Here is a 13,054-nt window from a genome sequence, read left to right as displayed (position 1 = left end):
CGGAGGCTCCCTCCGGGCATTTTTATTTTCCAACTGGACACAGTTTCTCATCCCGATCAGCGTTTGAATCACCTTCCCATGCGCCACTTCATCGCCACCTCCCTTTGTCTTGCCATCGCGTTTCACGCCTTCGGAGACCCTGGCCACTCCGCCAATGGGGAAGCTTTCAACGAAGGCCCACGTCAGGCAGCAGTGTTCATTCCCGGCTGTGGCGATGCGGTGAACTTCCCCATCAGTTCCAAAAAAGCGGACGCGCAGAAATTCTTCACCCAGGGCGTCGGCCAGCTTCATGGCTTCTGGTATTATGAGGCCGAGCGCTCCTTCCGTCAGGTGGCCGCCATCGACCCCGAATGTGCCATGGCCTACTGGGGCATGAGCATGGCCAACGTGAACAACGAGAAACGCGCCAGCGCCTTCATCAAGAAAGCCACCCCGCTCAAATCCAAGGCCACCCCGCGCGAGCAGAAGTGGATCTCCGCCCTCGAAAACCTCTACCGCGACCCCGACAAGCGCGACAAAAAACAGAAGAGCCTCGACTGCATCAAGGAATTCGAGACCCTCGTTCAGGACAACCCCAAGGACATCGAAGCCAAGGCCTTCCTCGTCTGGCGCATCTGGTTCTCACGCGAAGAAGCCCCCATGTCCAGCTTGCTGGCCGTCGATGCCTTGCTGGATCAAATTTTTGCCGCCGTGCCGAATCATCCCGCGCACCACTACCGCATCCATTTGTGGGATCAGACCAAACCCATCTTTGCCCTCAAGTCCGGTGCACTCTGCGGGCAGGCGGCCCCCGGCATCGCCCACATGTGGCACATGCCCGGCCACACGTTCTCCAAATTGAAGCGCCCCGACGACGCCGCATGGCAGCAGGAGGCCAGCACCCGCGTGGACCATGCCTACATGATCCGCACCTACATTTTGCCGGATCAGATCCACAATTACGCGCACAACGAAGAGTGGCTCACCCGCACCTTCAACGACCTCGGCCGCGCCAAAGACGCCGCTGCTCTGGCCCGCAGTCTCATCGCCATTCCTCGCCACCCCACCTACAACACCCTCGACAAGCCCTCCACCTCCGCCAGCTATGGCCGCACCCGCTTGATTGAGACCCTCCTCAAATGGGAAAATTGGAATGAAGTCAAAGCCTTCACCCAGGTTCCCGCAGGTCAGGCGACACATGACATCACGCGTCTCCATGCGCTTGGACTCGCCAGCTTTCAACTCGGTGACATTCCCGCCCTAGCCGCTGCCTTGAAGGACCTCGAAGCTCTCGTCATCCCTGCCAAGACCGCAAAGACGGAGGACAGCAAAACGGCTGCCGAACCCAAAAAATCAGACGTCAAAGAAGCCTCCACGGATACCAAGGCAAAGAAAACTCCAAAACCCGAGGTGAAGGCCAAAGCCAACGCCATCGCCGAACTCAAGGCGCTCTTGGCCCTGGGCACCAAGGATGGGTCCGTCCGCCGCGCTGAAACCCACAAGCTCCTGTCAGACATCAAACCACTCGACATCCCCAAAGAGCGTCTCGCCCGCTACTGGCTCAAATTCGACGACAAAGTCCAGGCCGCCGAACTCACCAAGAACTTCACGCAGGACCTCGTCGGCTACGCCATCAAAACGGAAGTCCTGCAGGCCTGCGGCAAAACCGAAGAGGCTAAAAAGGCCTTCGAGGAAACCCGCAAGCTGGCCTTCGCCATGGATCGCGATCTGCCCATTACCAAGCGCCTCGACACCCTCGCCAAAACCTTCGGCATTCAGGGCGACTGGCCAGCCGCCACCCCCAAGCGTACGGACAGCGGCGTCCGCCCTGAAATCACCTCCCTCGGCCCCCTCCACTGGAGCGCCCCCAAGGCTCCGGTCTTTGAAGCCCTGACGCTTGATGGCAAGTCTGTGAAAAGCACCGACTTCAGCGCGAAGAAACCCACACTCTTCCTATTCTACCTCGGCCACGACTGCGGGCATTGCGTCGAGCAGATCCAGGCCTTCGCCAAAGCCACCGCCGACTTTGAGAAGGCGGGCATTCAGCTCGTGGCCGTCACGCTTGAAACGCCGCAGGTCGCCGAAGGCATCCGCCCCAAGCTCAATCTCAAAGCCGACCAGCCCCTCCCCTTCCCCATCTTGAGCGACGCAAGCCTTGCAGCCTTCAAAAAGGTCCGAGCCCACGACGACTTCGAAAACGAAAACCTGCACGCCACCATCCTTATCGACACCCAGGGCAGGCAGCGCTGGCAGGACATCAGCTGGGAACCCTTCAAGGACGCCAAGTTCGCGTTGGAAGAATCCAAACGCCTGCTGCAGCTCGACACCCCGGCCGCTTCCACCGCCCAGGTCAGCAAGTGAGCGGCACTCCTGATTTCGCTGATCCGTGACGTTGCTGCGTGCGGCATTCGCCGTTATCACTGCGCATGATTTTCCCACGCGCTTTTCTTCGGACCGCTGCTGCATTTGCAGCACTCATTCTAGCATCCTGCCAGCTGCCCGCGCCGCAGCAGACTTACCAGCCCCAGGCTGCTCAGGCAGGGCCGTTCATGCTCGGCATAGACGTGCTGGCTTCACGCAATTTTGATCTCATTCAGGGCAAACGGGTCGGCCTCATCACCAACCAGACCAGCATGACGGGCCGTGGGGAGCGCACGCGCACCGCCATGCAGCGCGCGCTGGGTCGGAATCTCGTCGCGCTGTATGCGCCTGAGCACGGCATCGACGGCACCATCGGTGCTGGAGTGCACGTCAGCACCCGGCGCGACAGCGTGACCGGTCTCATCGTTTATTCGCTTTACGGTCCCACGCGCAAACCGACCCCGGCGATGCTCGCCCCCATCGACGTGCTCGTGTTTGATTTGCAGGACATCGGCTGCCGCAGCTACACCTACATCAGCACCATGATCGTGGCGATGGAAGCCGCCGCCGAATGCGGCAAGCAGTTCGTCGTCCTCGACCGCCCCAATCCCCTCGGTGGCTGGCGCGTGGAAGGACCGCCGCTGGAGTCCAAGTGGAAATCCTTCGTCGGCCAGATCCCCGTCCCTTACGTGCATGGCATGACGGCGGGCGAACTCGCCATGATGGCCGGTGCGCGAGGCTGGATGGCCCGCGTGCCACGCCTCAATGTGGTTAAAATGCAGGGCTGGAACCGTGGCATGGTCTGGCAGGACACCGGGCTGCATTGGTATCAAACATCACCCAACATCCCGCACGCCACCTCCCCCTTCTACTACGTGGCCACGGGCATCCTCGGAGGGGCCACTTCGGTGGATATCGGCATCGGCACCGAGAACCCCTTTGGCTACGCGGGTGGCAGCGGTGTGAATCCGCAGGCGCTCTACGCTTATTGCCAGCGGCTCAACACCCCGGGGGTCAGTTTTTCACCGTATTCCAAGGACGGCTTTGGGGGCGTCCGCATCAACATCTCACCACGTGCCACCGCAGACATCACTGCACTCGATGTTCTGCTCCTCGCTGAAATCAACCGTCTCTCTGGCGGCAAAGTCATCGGTCGCATGGGCGGCTCCAAGCTGAACCTCTTCAACAAGGTCTATGGCAGCGAGTCCCTCTACCACGATCTGCGCCGCGGCATTCCCGCCAACAGCATTGTGGCGCGCTGGCAGAACCACAATCAGAGCTTCCGCACCCAGCGGCAACGCTTCCTGCTTTATCCCTGACCCCGCCAGCGGCAGCCCACGCCGCGCACGGTTTCGATGATCTCCTCGCTCTCGCGCTCGATCTCCGCCTTCTTGTCTTTAACAAAAGGGTCCTTGGGCGGCTCCTGGGCAGCAAGCAGGCTGAAACAGGCGAGAAAGAGGCAGAGGTGCGGTTTCATGGTGCCGGGAGTGTGGCACAGGAGGGGCGGCTTGCGTCAACGCTGCATGATGGGAGTGTAAAAGTTCTGTCAAAAGGTTCAAATACGTGCTTATGACTGCACGTTAGTTTAAAACACCCATGGAAGACCTCGAAATCGCCCGCGCCTGCGCCCTTTACGCCGATGACAAAAAAGCGGAGAACATCCGCATTCTGGACCTGCGCGGACTCTCGCCCATCTCCGACTACTTCGTGCTCGTCACGGCCATGTCCACGCCTCAGCTGCGTGCCGTGCGCGACGAAATCGTCGAACGCATGAAGGAAGAGCATGCCACACCGCCCGATGTCAAAGACGGCAATTTTGAGAGCCAGTGGATCATTCTCGTCTACGGCAGCGTCATGGTTCACATCCTCACGCCGGAGAAGCGCGAGTTTTACGCCCTCGAAGAACTCTGGGGCGACGCCCCGGAAATGGAGCTGAACCTTGAGCCGCCTGCACCGCCACCAGAGCCGAAAGCGGCAAAACCCAAGGCGGCCAAGAAAGCTGCGGTGAAAAAAGTGGCTGCCAAAAAGGCTCCGGCGAAGAAGGCCGCAGCCAAAAAGGCCACGAAAAAGAGCAAGTAGCCCGACCACCCCGGTTGTATTTCCAAACGGCGAGCGGGACGCTTGCGCTACTAGCCCAAATTCGCTAAAACAGCAGGCATGCCCGCCCGCATCCTGCTCGTTCTCGTTTCCTGCGCCCTGAGCGTCGTCACCGGCTTCGTCATCGCCCGCGGGGGCGCTGGCGTCACAGCAGTCCGGCAGAGGCCGCTCATCGGCCTTTCCATGGACACGCTCAAAGAAGAGCGCTGGCAGGTGGATCGCGATCTCTTCACCGCCAAAGCGCAGGCGGCAGGGGCCGATGTACTGGTGCAGTCCGCGAACAGCAATGACGCCATCCAGTTGCAGAATGTGGAGAGCCTCATCACGCAGAAGGTCGATGCTCTCGTCATCATTCCGCACGACGGCGCGGCGATGGCCAAGGCGGTGAATCTCGCCCATCAGGCCGGTATTCCCGTGCTCTCCTACGACCGGCTCATAACAAACTGCGATCTCGACCTCTACCTGACCTTCGACAACGTGAAGGTGGGCGAACTGCAGGCGAAGTTTCTCGCGGAGCGCATCCCCGCAGGCGGCAAGCTGCGCCTCATCCGCATCTACGGAGCAAAGACGGACAACAACGCCAAGCTCTTCAAGCAGGGGCAGGACAACGTGCTGCAGCCGCTCATCTCCGCCGGAAAGGTGGAGGTAATTTTTGAAGACTGGGCTGAGGACTGGAAGCCTGAGAGCGCCAAGAAGATCACCAATGCCGCCATCACCAAAAACGGCCCAAACTTTGACGCCATCCTGGCCAGCAACGACGGCACGGCGGGAGGTGCCATCCAGGCGCTGACGGAAGAAGGGCTGGCCGGAAAGATCATCGTCACCGGTCAGGACGCCGACCTCGCGGCCTGCCAGCGCATTGCGCAGGGCACGCAGGCCATGACGGTGTACAAGCCTATCCAGAGCATCGCCACACAAGCGGCGGAACTCGCGCTGAAACTGGCACGCCGCCAGCCCGTCATCGCGCGTGATGCGGTTGCCAATGGCAAGACTGACGTGCCTTCCGTCCTGCTGGATATTATCTCTGTCACGAAGGAGAACCTGCGCGAGACCGTTGTTAAGGATGGTTTCCGCAAGGAGAACGAAGTGTTCCAATCCTCCCAGCCATGATTTTACGTGCTCAAAACATCACGAAGCGCTTCCCCGGCGTCACCGCCCTCAAGGATGTGTCCTTTGATCTTCGTGAAGGCGAAATCCACGCACTGTGTGGTGAAAACGGCGCGGGCAAAAGCACGCTCATCAAACTCCTCTCCGGCATTCATCCGCATGGAAGTTATGAAGGGCGCTTTGATGTGAACGGCGAAGAGGCGAAATTTGCCGCGATCAAGGATGCGGAGAGCGCGGGCATCGCGGTGATCTACCAAGAGCTCGCACTCGTCGAGGAAATGACCGTGGCGGAGAACATCTTTCTGGGACGCGAGCCACGCCGCTGGGGAGCCTTCATCGACTGGCCGCGCATGTATCAGGAAGCGCAGGTGCTGCTGAACCGTTTCAAGGTCGATCTCGATCCCGCCGCGCCGGTCCGCACGCTTGGCGTGGGGCAGAAGCAGCTCGTGGAGATCATCAAGGCGCTGGCCAAGAACTCGAAGATTCTGATTCTGGATGAACCGACCGCAGCACTGGCCGAGCACGAGGTTTTGATCCTGCTCGACATCCTGCGCGATCTCCGCCAGCGCGGCATCGCGAGCATCTACATCTCCCACAAGCTGGATGAAGTCTTTGGCATCGCCGACCGCATCACGGTGCTGCGAGACGGCTCGACGGTGGGCACCCAAAACGCCGCTGACACGAGCAAGGCCGAGGTGATCCGCCACATGGTGGGGCGCGAGATCGGCGATCTCTTCCCCCGCCGCACCGGCCAGCCGGGAGAAGTGATTCTGCGGGCTGATTCCCTGAGTGTGGCCGATGCAGAAACGGGCAGCCCCCGGCTGCATGACATCAGCTTTGAACTGCGTGCGGGTGAAGTGCTGGGCATTGGTGGCCTCATGGGCGCGGGGCGCACGGAACTGCTCATGCATCTCTTTGGGGCCTGGGGCCGCCACCTGTCAGGCAGCGTGGAATTGAATGGCCAGACTCTCAGCCGCCTCACACCAGAAACGATCATCCAGCGCGGCCTGGTGCTCGCCTCCGAAGATCGCCGCCGCTACGGCCTGCATCTGGAGCAGGAGATCGGGTTCAATCTTTCGCTGTCCTCCATGGCCAGCGTCACGCGGGGCGGCTTCATCCAGCGCAATGCGGAGATCCGGCGCAATCAGGACATCTTCAAATCGCTGCGGGTTAAAGCGACCGGGCTGGAAGCGATTGTCGGCAAGCTCTCCGGGGGAAATCAGCAGAAGGTGGTGCTGGGCAAAGCGCTGCTCACGGAGCCCACGGTCATCATGCTGGACGAGCCCACACGCGGCATCGATGTGGGGGCCAAGCTGGAGATTTACGAGATCATCAACCAGCTCACCGCCGCTGGCAAAGCCGTGATCCTGGTGTCCAGCGAGCTGCCCGAGCTCATCGGCATGAGCGACCGCATTCTCATGCTCAATGCCGGGCGCATCGGCGGTTCGTTCACCCGTGCCGAAGCCACTCAGGAAAAACTCATGGCCGCCGCCATGGGGCATGCGGGGTGATTCTTTTGAAAAGGGATCATCTTTTCCACGTTCGACAGTCAGCATTTCCAACCCACCATGATTCGCTCTCTCCTTGCCTCACTCTTTCTCGCATCCGCCGCGAGTGCCGCGCAGCCGCCCAACATCGTCTTTATCTTCTGCGATGATCTGGCCTACCAGGCGATGAGCTGCTACGGCGACAGCCGCAAGCTGCTCGAAACGCCGAACATGGACCGCATCGCGAAGGAGGGCATGCGTTTCGACCGCTGCCTCGTGACGAACTCCATCTGCGGCCCCAGCCGTGCGGTGATCCAGACCGGCAAATACTCCCACGCCAACGGCTTCTACAACAACAGCAACAGCAAGTTTGACAGCAGCCAGCCCACCTTCCCGAAGGTGATGCAGAAGAGCGGCTACCAAATGGCGATGATCGGCAAATGGCACCTCATGACCGATCCCGTGGGCTACGACTACTGGAACGTGCTTCCCGGCCAGGGCGTGTACTACAACCCGCCGATGATCGACAACGGCAAGCCGGTGAAATACCAGGGCTATGTCTCGGACATCATCGGAGATCTCACGCTCGACTGGCTCAAGCAGCGCGACAAGACCAAGCCCTTCATGATGATGTGCCAGCACAAGGCACCGCATCGCGAATGGGAACCGCCGGTGCGCTACCTCAATTTTGACAAGGACCGTGTGTATGAAGAGCCCGAGACGCTCTTCGACAGCTATTCCGGTCGCAGCAAGGCGGTGAGCGACCACGACATGGGCATCGACCGTACGATGACGGATCGCGACGTAAAACTCGTGACACCCGGTAACTTGACCGAAGAACAGAAGAAAGCCTGGGACGCCTACTATGAGCCACGCAATGCGAAATACCGCGAAGCCGCCCCTGCAGGCCGTGATCTGGTGAAATGGCGCTACCAGCGCTACATGCACGACTACCTCGCCTGCGTGAAGGCGGTGGATGACAACGTGGGCCGCGTGCTCGATTACCTGGACAAAGAAGGCCTCACGAAAGACACCGTCGTCATGCTCAGCAGTGACCAGGGCTTCTACCTCGGCGAACACGGCTGGTTCGACAAACGCTGGATCTTTGAGGAATCACTGCGCACACCGTTCCTCGTGCGCTGGCCCGGCGTCATCAAACCCGGCAGCACGAGCAGCAAAATTGTGAGCCTGATCGACTTCGCCAGCACCTTCCTCGACATCGCAGGAGCGCCGAACCTGCCAGATGTCCATGGCCGCAGCCTCGTGCCGTTGTTCAAAGGTGAAACGCCCGCCGACTGGCGCAAATCGCTCTACTATCACTACTACGAATACCCCGTGCCGCACCATGTGCGCCCGCACTACGGCGTGATCACAGACCGCTACAAGCTCATCCACTACTACAAGCCGGACGTGGATGACTGGGAGCTGATGGACCGCGAGAAGGACCCGCTGGAGACCAAAAGCTTCTACGATGACCCAGCCTACGCCGACACCGTGAAGGAACTCAAAGCCGAAATCCTGCGCCTGCAGTCCGAGGTGAAGGAAACGATGCCGCCACCCCGCTTTGCCTTCGGCAACAAAGCCTTCGAAGGCGAGGTCAATCCGCCTGTGCAACCGCAGGGCAAAGGCAAGGGCGCAGGCAAGAAGAAGGCTGGCGGGAAGAAGGCGGAGTAGTGGGCACTAAATTGCGAAGCAAGGCATCCTTGTTTTCTGCGCAACAAGGATGCGGCTCGCCGTGCACACGCTTCACAATCGTCATACACGGCTGACCGTTGCGGATCGATCCCCTGTTCCGCAGGAACAGGGCAACGTTTCAGCCATATCGGCTCTCTTCTTACACCTTCACCCGCTTCGGCATTGATGGGCACAAGACTGAGGCCTTTGCCGCCGTCTCCGCACTGCCTTTGAGGAAGAAATGCAGCGCTCCTTTTTGGTCGCAGAACCACACCTCCTCAGCACCCGCTGCGAAGTAAAGTTCACGCTTGTTTTCCATCTCCTGCCGGGTGTTCCCCGGCGATATGACTTCGACGCAAATCTCCGGCGCGATGGTCAATACATCGTCCTTCAAGCCACGCTTTACCCGGCTCTCCGAGATCCAGGCTGCATCGACGCCTTTGACGCCATCGCTTGTCAGCACGGCGCATTCAGTGAGCGCACGCCCCCCGTTCATGAGGATCTTGAGGAGATGGCCGATCTCCAATTGAAGATTGGAATGAGTGAATCCAGGTGGCGGCATCATGACGATGTGTCCGTAGCGGTTGGTTTCGATGCGGTCCGGCAGTCGCTGCAGGCTGGGATCAGCGCATACCTTCCGCCAGCGCTCCAGATGGAACGCGGTTGCATTCTTGATGCTGGGGATCTGGAGCAGCGCCGCCATGATGACGAATGGTAGGGGTACGGAGACGTGCCTTCAACCCGAAACTTGTGTGGAAAAATCTCCGGCTCGATACTGTGCCGGGCTCACCGCCACATCGTCTTGCTCACATACCATTCGACCACCTGAGGACCGTAGAAGATCCAGAGTGCGGCGCCCAGGGCCAGGTAGGGGCCGAAGGGGATCTTGGCGCTCCATTCGGCCTTGCCGAGAAGGCGCGGCACCATGGCCGCCAGGGTGCCGATGACGGATGCGGCAAAAATGGTGAAGAGCACCGCCTGCCAGCCGCAGAAGGAGCCAATCATCATGAGAAAGAGGACGTCACCAAACCCCATGGCCTCGCGCGGTATCACCACCTGGGACACCGTGCCATGCAGAGTCTTGACGCCTTCCAGCGGGAACTCCTCACCGGCGTCGTTGGATTTGACGAGCAGCTTTTCCATCCACATGACGGCGGTCACATCGCGCCATGAACGGTCGTTAACTTGAAGCGCCTCACAGGTGATGACCATGTGGTCGGAGTCACGATAACCATAGATGTCCCCCCACTCCATTTTTTTCCGTCCAATGGACACCACCGGCGGCAGTTCTTCATCTTCCTGAACGACGCTCCATTTCACGGGTCCATCCAGCCACTCGCTGCCCATGAGTTTGCCCATCAGCTTGCACATTCCCGGCGAGGCTGATTTCAGGAAGGCGGGCTTTTGCCGGTGATTCACTTTGCCAAAGGCCAGCTTGCCCAGCTCCACCACAATCCACAGTCCGCCGAGGCCCAGAGCGGCGCTGGCCAGAGACATCAGCAGACCTCGCGTATGCGTCGTTTCCGCCATCAGCGCCGGCACCCACCAGGAGGCCAGCACTCCGACCACCGTGCCACCGATGGTGATCCGGTGCGGCAGGATGAAGTGATCGATGTCGATGAAAGTGCCCGAGATCAGCAAACTCATGAACACCCACAGGCAGAGCACGTGCGGCGCCCAGGCCTTGACCATGAACCAGGGATTGCCACCCGCCGCATACTCCCCGCTGACCTTCAGAAAGACCAGGTAAAACATCACGCCCGTCAGCAGCTCCACCAGGAAGTAGCGGATGGAAATCTTGCCGCCGCAGTTGGCGCATTTCCCACGCAGCAGCAGCCAGCTCAGCAGCGGGATGTTCTGCCACATGGGGATCTTGTATTTGCAGGAGGGGCAGAAGCTGCGCTTGGGATTGTTCACCGAGATGCCCAGCGGCAGGCGGTAGATGACCACATTGAGGAAAGATCCGATCCCCGCCCCCATGTAAAAGGCCAGAAAGTGCAGCAGAGCGTTGAGAATTTGAAAGCGCATGAATGTGGGCTGAAGTTTGCAAACTTGGCCTGCCGTGCGTGAATACGGAAGCAAAAATTAAGCATGACTTCAGATTCCTGGTGCAGCCCGCGCCTCATTCTCTTCGGCTTCGCCGCCCTCAGCTCCTGTGCCGGTCCGCAGCCGAGGCACGGCACTTTGTATGCGAGCAGCCCCCTTGATTCCAGCCGCCCCCTTGATTCCAGCCGAACCCTTGAGCTGGCGCGGGAGCGCGGTCTCGTGGAGGTGCGCAAAGTGATTCCGGACATCACCATCGATCTGCGCTATGCCACGGCGGATAACATCACCGGTCAACCCATCTACCCGTCCCACATGCCCTGCCTGCTGCGGACGGAAACGGCGGAAAAGCTGAAGAAGGCCCAGGCGATCCTGCGTGCTCAGGGCTACGGCCTGCGCATCTGGGATGCGTATCGCCCGCCGGAGGCGCAGGAGACGCTGCACAAAGCAGGCGGCAGCACGGGCATGTTTCTCTCTCCGAACGCGGGCTGGAGCCGCCACTGCGGAGGCATAGCGGTCGATCTCACCCTAGTCGATGCGCAAGGCAACCAGCAGCGCATGCCCACCGGATTTGACCAGGACTTCGCTCATGCCGGCATCAATTACCGTGGCAGCGATCCCGCGGTGGCGCAGAACCTCCGAATTCTCCAGACCGCCATGAAGCAGGCCGGATTCATCCAACTGGAGTCTGAGTGGTGGCACTTCGATGACGCCGAATACCTCAACAATCCCCAGCCCATCGTCTACGGCTGGCGGATCGCCCTTCCCGGGATGTCACCACCGTGAGCATTCGCAACAACGCCACCTTCACCGTCATCGACGAGACGGACGGCTACATCGTCGTCAACAAGCCCGCGCCGCTGCAAATCCACCCGGGAGATCCCAAGGGCCCGCCCACGCTCTGGCACCGTGTCTGCGACCTGCTCTCGTATGAAATTGCCAACGGCGGCCAGGTGTCCATCATCAACCGCCTGGACCGGGAAACCAGCGGCGTGGTGCTGATTGCCAAAAATCACGAACTCGCCCGCCTCTTCGGCATGGCCATGCAGGAGCGCAAGATTCACAAGACCTACGTGGCCCTCGTCCATGGCTGGCCGGAGTGGGAGGAGCTGACGCTGGACGCGCCGATCCTGAATGCGCGCGACGTGCAGGCCTTTGACATCTGGGTGAAACAAATCGTCCACCCGCAGGGGGCGGAGTGCCGCACTGCCTTCCGCACGTTGCAGCGTTTTGAGCGTGCGGGCGCACCGTTCGCCCTCATCGAAGCGAAGCCGGAAACCGGTCGCATGCACCAGATCCGCGTCCATCTCCACCATCTCGGCCTGCCCATCGTCGGAGACAAATTGTATGGCCGCGATGACCGCTGCTACTTGGAATTCATCGAGACCGGCTGGACGGAGGCACTGGAGTCCCGGCTTATTTTACCACGGCAGGCACTGCATTCCTCACGGCTGGAGCTGAATCTAGAGGGCTTCCCGGCGGGGTGGGACGCGCCGGTGCCGGAGGAGTTTGCGCTGAATGCCGGGCAGTAGCACGGGCAATCCTGCCCATGTAGAGCGCGTTCTTTGCGGGCAGGATTGCCCGCACTACCCCCGGCGAGCGCAGCTCACATGGAGCGCCGTACACGGCTGTCGAGCTGGAAGACCTGACCGCTCACGTTTTCCATGCTGTGCAGGAAGACGATGAAGCGCGCCACGTCCTGCGCCGTGTTCAGTCGGCCGAGGGTGTGCTGGCGCATCAAGCTCTCGCGCCACGCCGCATCCTCCAGCAGATGGCGCGTCATCTTGGTTTCGAGGAAGCCGGGGAGCACGCAGTTCGCGCGGATGTTTCGTTCGCCATACTCCTTGGCGATGCTTTGCGTGAGGCCGATCAGGCCCGCCTTGGCGGCAGCGTAATTCGCCTGCCCCGCCGGACCGCTCAGCGCCGAGTAGGAGCCGATGTTCACAAGGTGCCCATGGCGTTGTTTGGACATCAGTTTCACGGCCGACTGCGACACAAGAAACGCACCTTTCAGATTCACATCCACGACGTGATCGAAATCGGCCTCGGTCATCTTCGCCACGGAGACATCACGGCAAACACCCGCGTTGTTCACCAGCAGATCAAGCTGCTTCAATCCCGCGAAAAAGGCGCGCACGGAATCGGCGCTCGTCACATCCAGCGCTTCCCGCCCTGGGGCCAGCACCTCAAACCCGGCCTGCCGCAGTTCGGTGGCGATGGCTTGCGCCAAATCCCCGGCACCGCCGGTGATGACGGCGATGCGGGGTGGTGATTCGGACGGACTGGGCATGCAGGGCAAAGTTCTC

At 60.5% G+C, this 13,054-nt stretch carries 12 protein-coding genes; 8 read left to right on the top strand and 4 right to left on the bottom strand.

Annotation, left to right across the window (positions count from 1 at the left end):
- Positions 1 to 78 precede the first annotated feature (78 nt).
- A complete protein-coding gene (locus tag ACILSL_RS03630) occupies positions 79 to 2,340 on the top strand; it encodes a peroxiredoxin family protein (RefSeq protein ID WP_395730637.1) in 2,262 nt (753 codons plus the stop codon).
- Positions 2,341 to 2,405: 65 nt separating this feature from the next.
- Positions 2,406 to 3,659 carry an exo-beta-N-acetylmuramidase NamZ domain-containing protein gene (locus ACILSL_RS03625; protein WP_395730636.1) on the top strand — a complete coding sequence of 418 codons (1,254 nt, stop codon included), beginning with the start codon at positions 2,406 to 2,408 and terminating at the stop codon, positions 3,657 to 3,659.
- Here the strand turns inward: ACILSL_RS03625 and ACILSL_RS03620 are convergent.
- Positions 3,650 to 3,817: a hypothetical protein gene (locus ACILSL_RS03620; protein WP_395730635.1), complete on the bottom strand. Its 168-nt coding sequence runs from the start codon at positions 3,815 to 3,817 to the stop codon at positions 3,650 to 3,652. The genes ACILSL_RS03625 and ACILSL_RS03620 overlap by 10 nt on opposite strands.
- A gap of 119 nt (positions 3,818 to 3,936) precedes the next feature.
- Between ACILSL_RS03620 and rsfS the strand changes: the two genes are divergently transcribed.
- The 4 genes from rsfS to ACILSL_RS03600 all read left to right on the top strand — a co-directional run bounded on the left by rsfS (position 3,937) and on the right by ACILSL_RS03600 (position 8,705).
- Complete coding sequence (rsfS, locus tag ACILSL_RS03615; RefSeq protein WP_395730634.1) at positions 3,937 to 4,419, top strand: ribosome silencing factor; 483 nt, start codon at positions 3,937 to 3,939, stop codon at positions 4,417 to 4,419.
- Between the two features lie 78 nt (positions 4,420 to 4,497).
- Positions 4,498 to 5,547 (top strand): sugar ABC transporter substrate-binding protein, encoded by a 1,050-nt coding sequence (locus ACILSL_RS03610; RefSeq protein WP_395730633.1) that lies wholly within the window; start codon positions 4,498 to 4,500, stop codon positions 5,545 to 5,547.
- Positions 5,544 to 7,055 (top strand): sugar ABC transporter ATP-binding protein, encoded by a 1,512-nt coding sequence (locus ACILSL_RS03605; RefSeq protein ID WP_395730632.1) that lies wholly within the window; start codon positions 5,544 to 5,546, stop codon positions 7,053 to 7,055. Before ACILSL_RS03610 ends, ACILSL_RS03605 begins: the two co-directional genes overlap by 4 nt.
- 57 nt (positions 7,056 to 7,112) lie before the next feature.
- Positions 7,113 to 8,705 (top strand): sulfatase, encoded by a 1,593-nt coding sequence (locus ACILSL_RS03600; RefSeq protein ID WP_395730631.1) that lies wholly within the window; start codon positions 7,113 to 7,115, stop codon positions 8,703 to 8,705.
- A gap of 160 nt (positions 8,706 to 8,865) precedes the next feature.
- On the opposite strand, the gene ACILSL_RS03595 is transcribed toward ACILSL_RS03600, so the two are convergent.
- A complete protein-coding gene (locus tag ACILSL_RS03595; RefSeq protein WP_395730630.1) occupies positions 8,866 to 9,408 on the bottom strand; it encodes a Uma2 family endonuclease in 543 nt (180 codons plus the stop codon).
- 83 nt (positions 9,409 to 9,491) lie between these two features.
- Positions 9,492 to 10,733: a prepilin peptidase gene (locus ACILSL_RS03590; protein ID WP_395730629.1), complete on the bottom strand. Its 1,242-nt coding sequence runs from the start codon at positions 10,731 to 10,733 to the stop codon at positions 9,492 to 9,494.
- Positions 10,734 to 10,796: 63 nt separating this feature from the next.
- Between ACILSL_RS03590 and ACILSL_RS03585 the strand changes: the two genes are divergently transcribed.
- Complete coding sequence (locus ACILSL_RS03585) at positions 10,797 to 11,534, top strand: M15 family metallopeptidase (protein WP_395730628.1); 738 nt, start codon at positions 10,797 to 10,799, stop codon at positions 11,532 to 11,534.
- Positions 11,531 to 12,280 carry an RluA family pseudouridine synthase gene (locus ACILSL_RS03580; protein ID WP_395730627.1) on the top strand — a complete coding sequence of 250 codons (750 nt, stop codon included), beginning with the start codon at positions 11,531 to 11,533 and terminating at the stop codon, positions 12,278 to 12,280. The genes ACILSL_RS03585 and ACILSL_RS03580 overlap by 4 nt, the downstream gene beginning before the upstream one ends.
- Before the next feature lie 74 nt (positions 12,281 to 12,354).
- Here ACILSL_RS03580 and ACILSL_RS03575 read toward each other — a convergent pair whose 3' ends face one another.
- Complete coding sequence (locus ACILSL_RS03575; protein ID WP_395730626.1) at positions 12,355 to 13,038, bottom strand: SDR family oxidoreductase; 684 nt, start codon at positions 13,036 to 13,038, stop codon at positions 12,355 to 12,357.
- Between the last annotated feature and the right edge of the window lie 16 nt (positions 13,039 to 13,054).

This window comes from Prosthecobacter sp., from assembly GCF_044222345.1.
Lineage (GTDB): Bacteria > Verrucomicrobiota > Verrucomicrobiia > Verrucomicrobiales > Verrucomicrobiaceae > Prosthecobacter.
The sequence above is the reverse complement of the archived record's forward strand: the minus strand, read 5'-3'. Positions and strand labels throughout refer to the sequence as shown.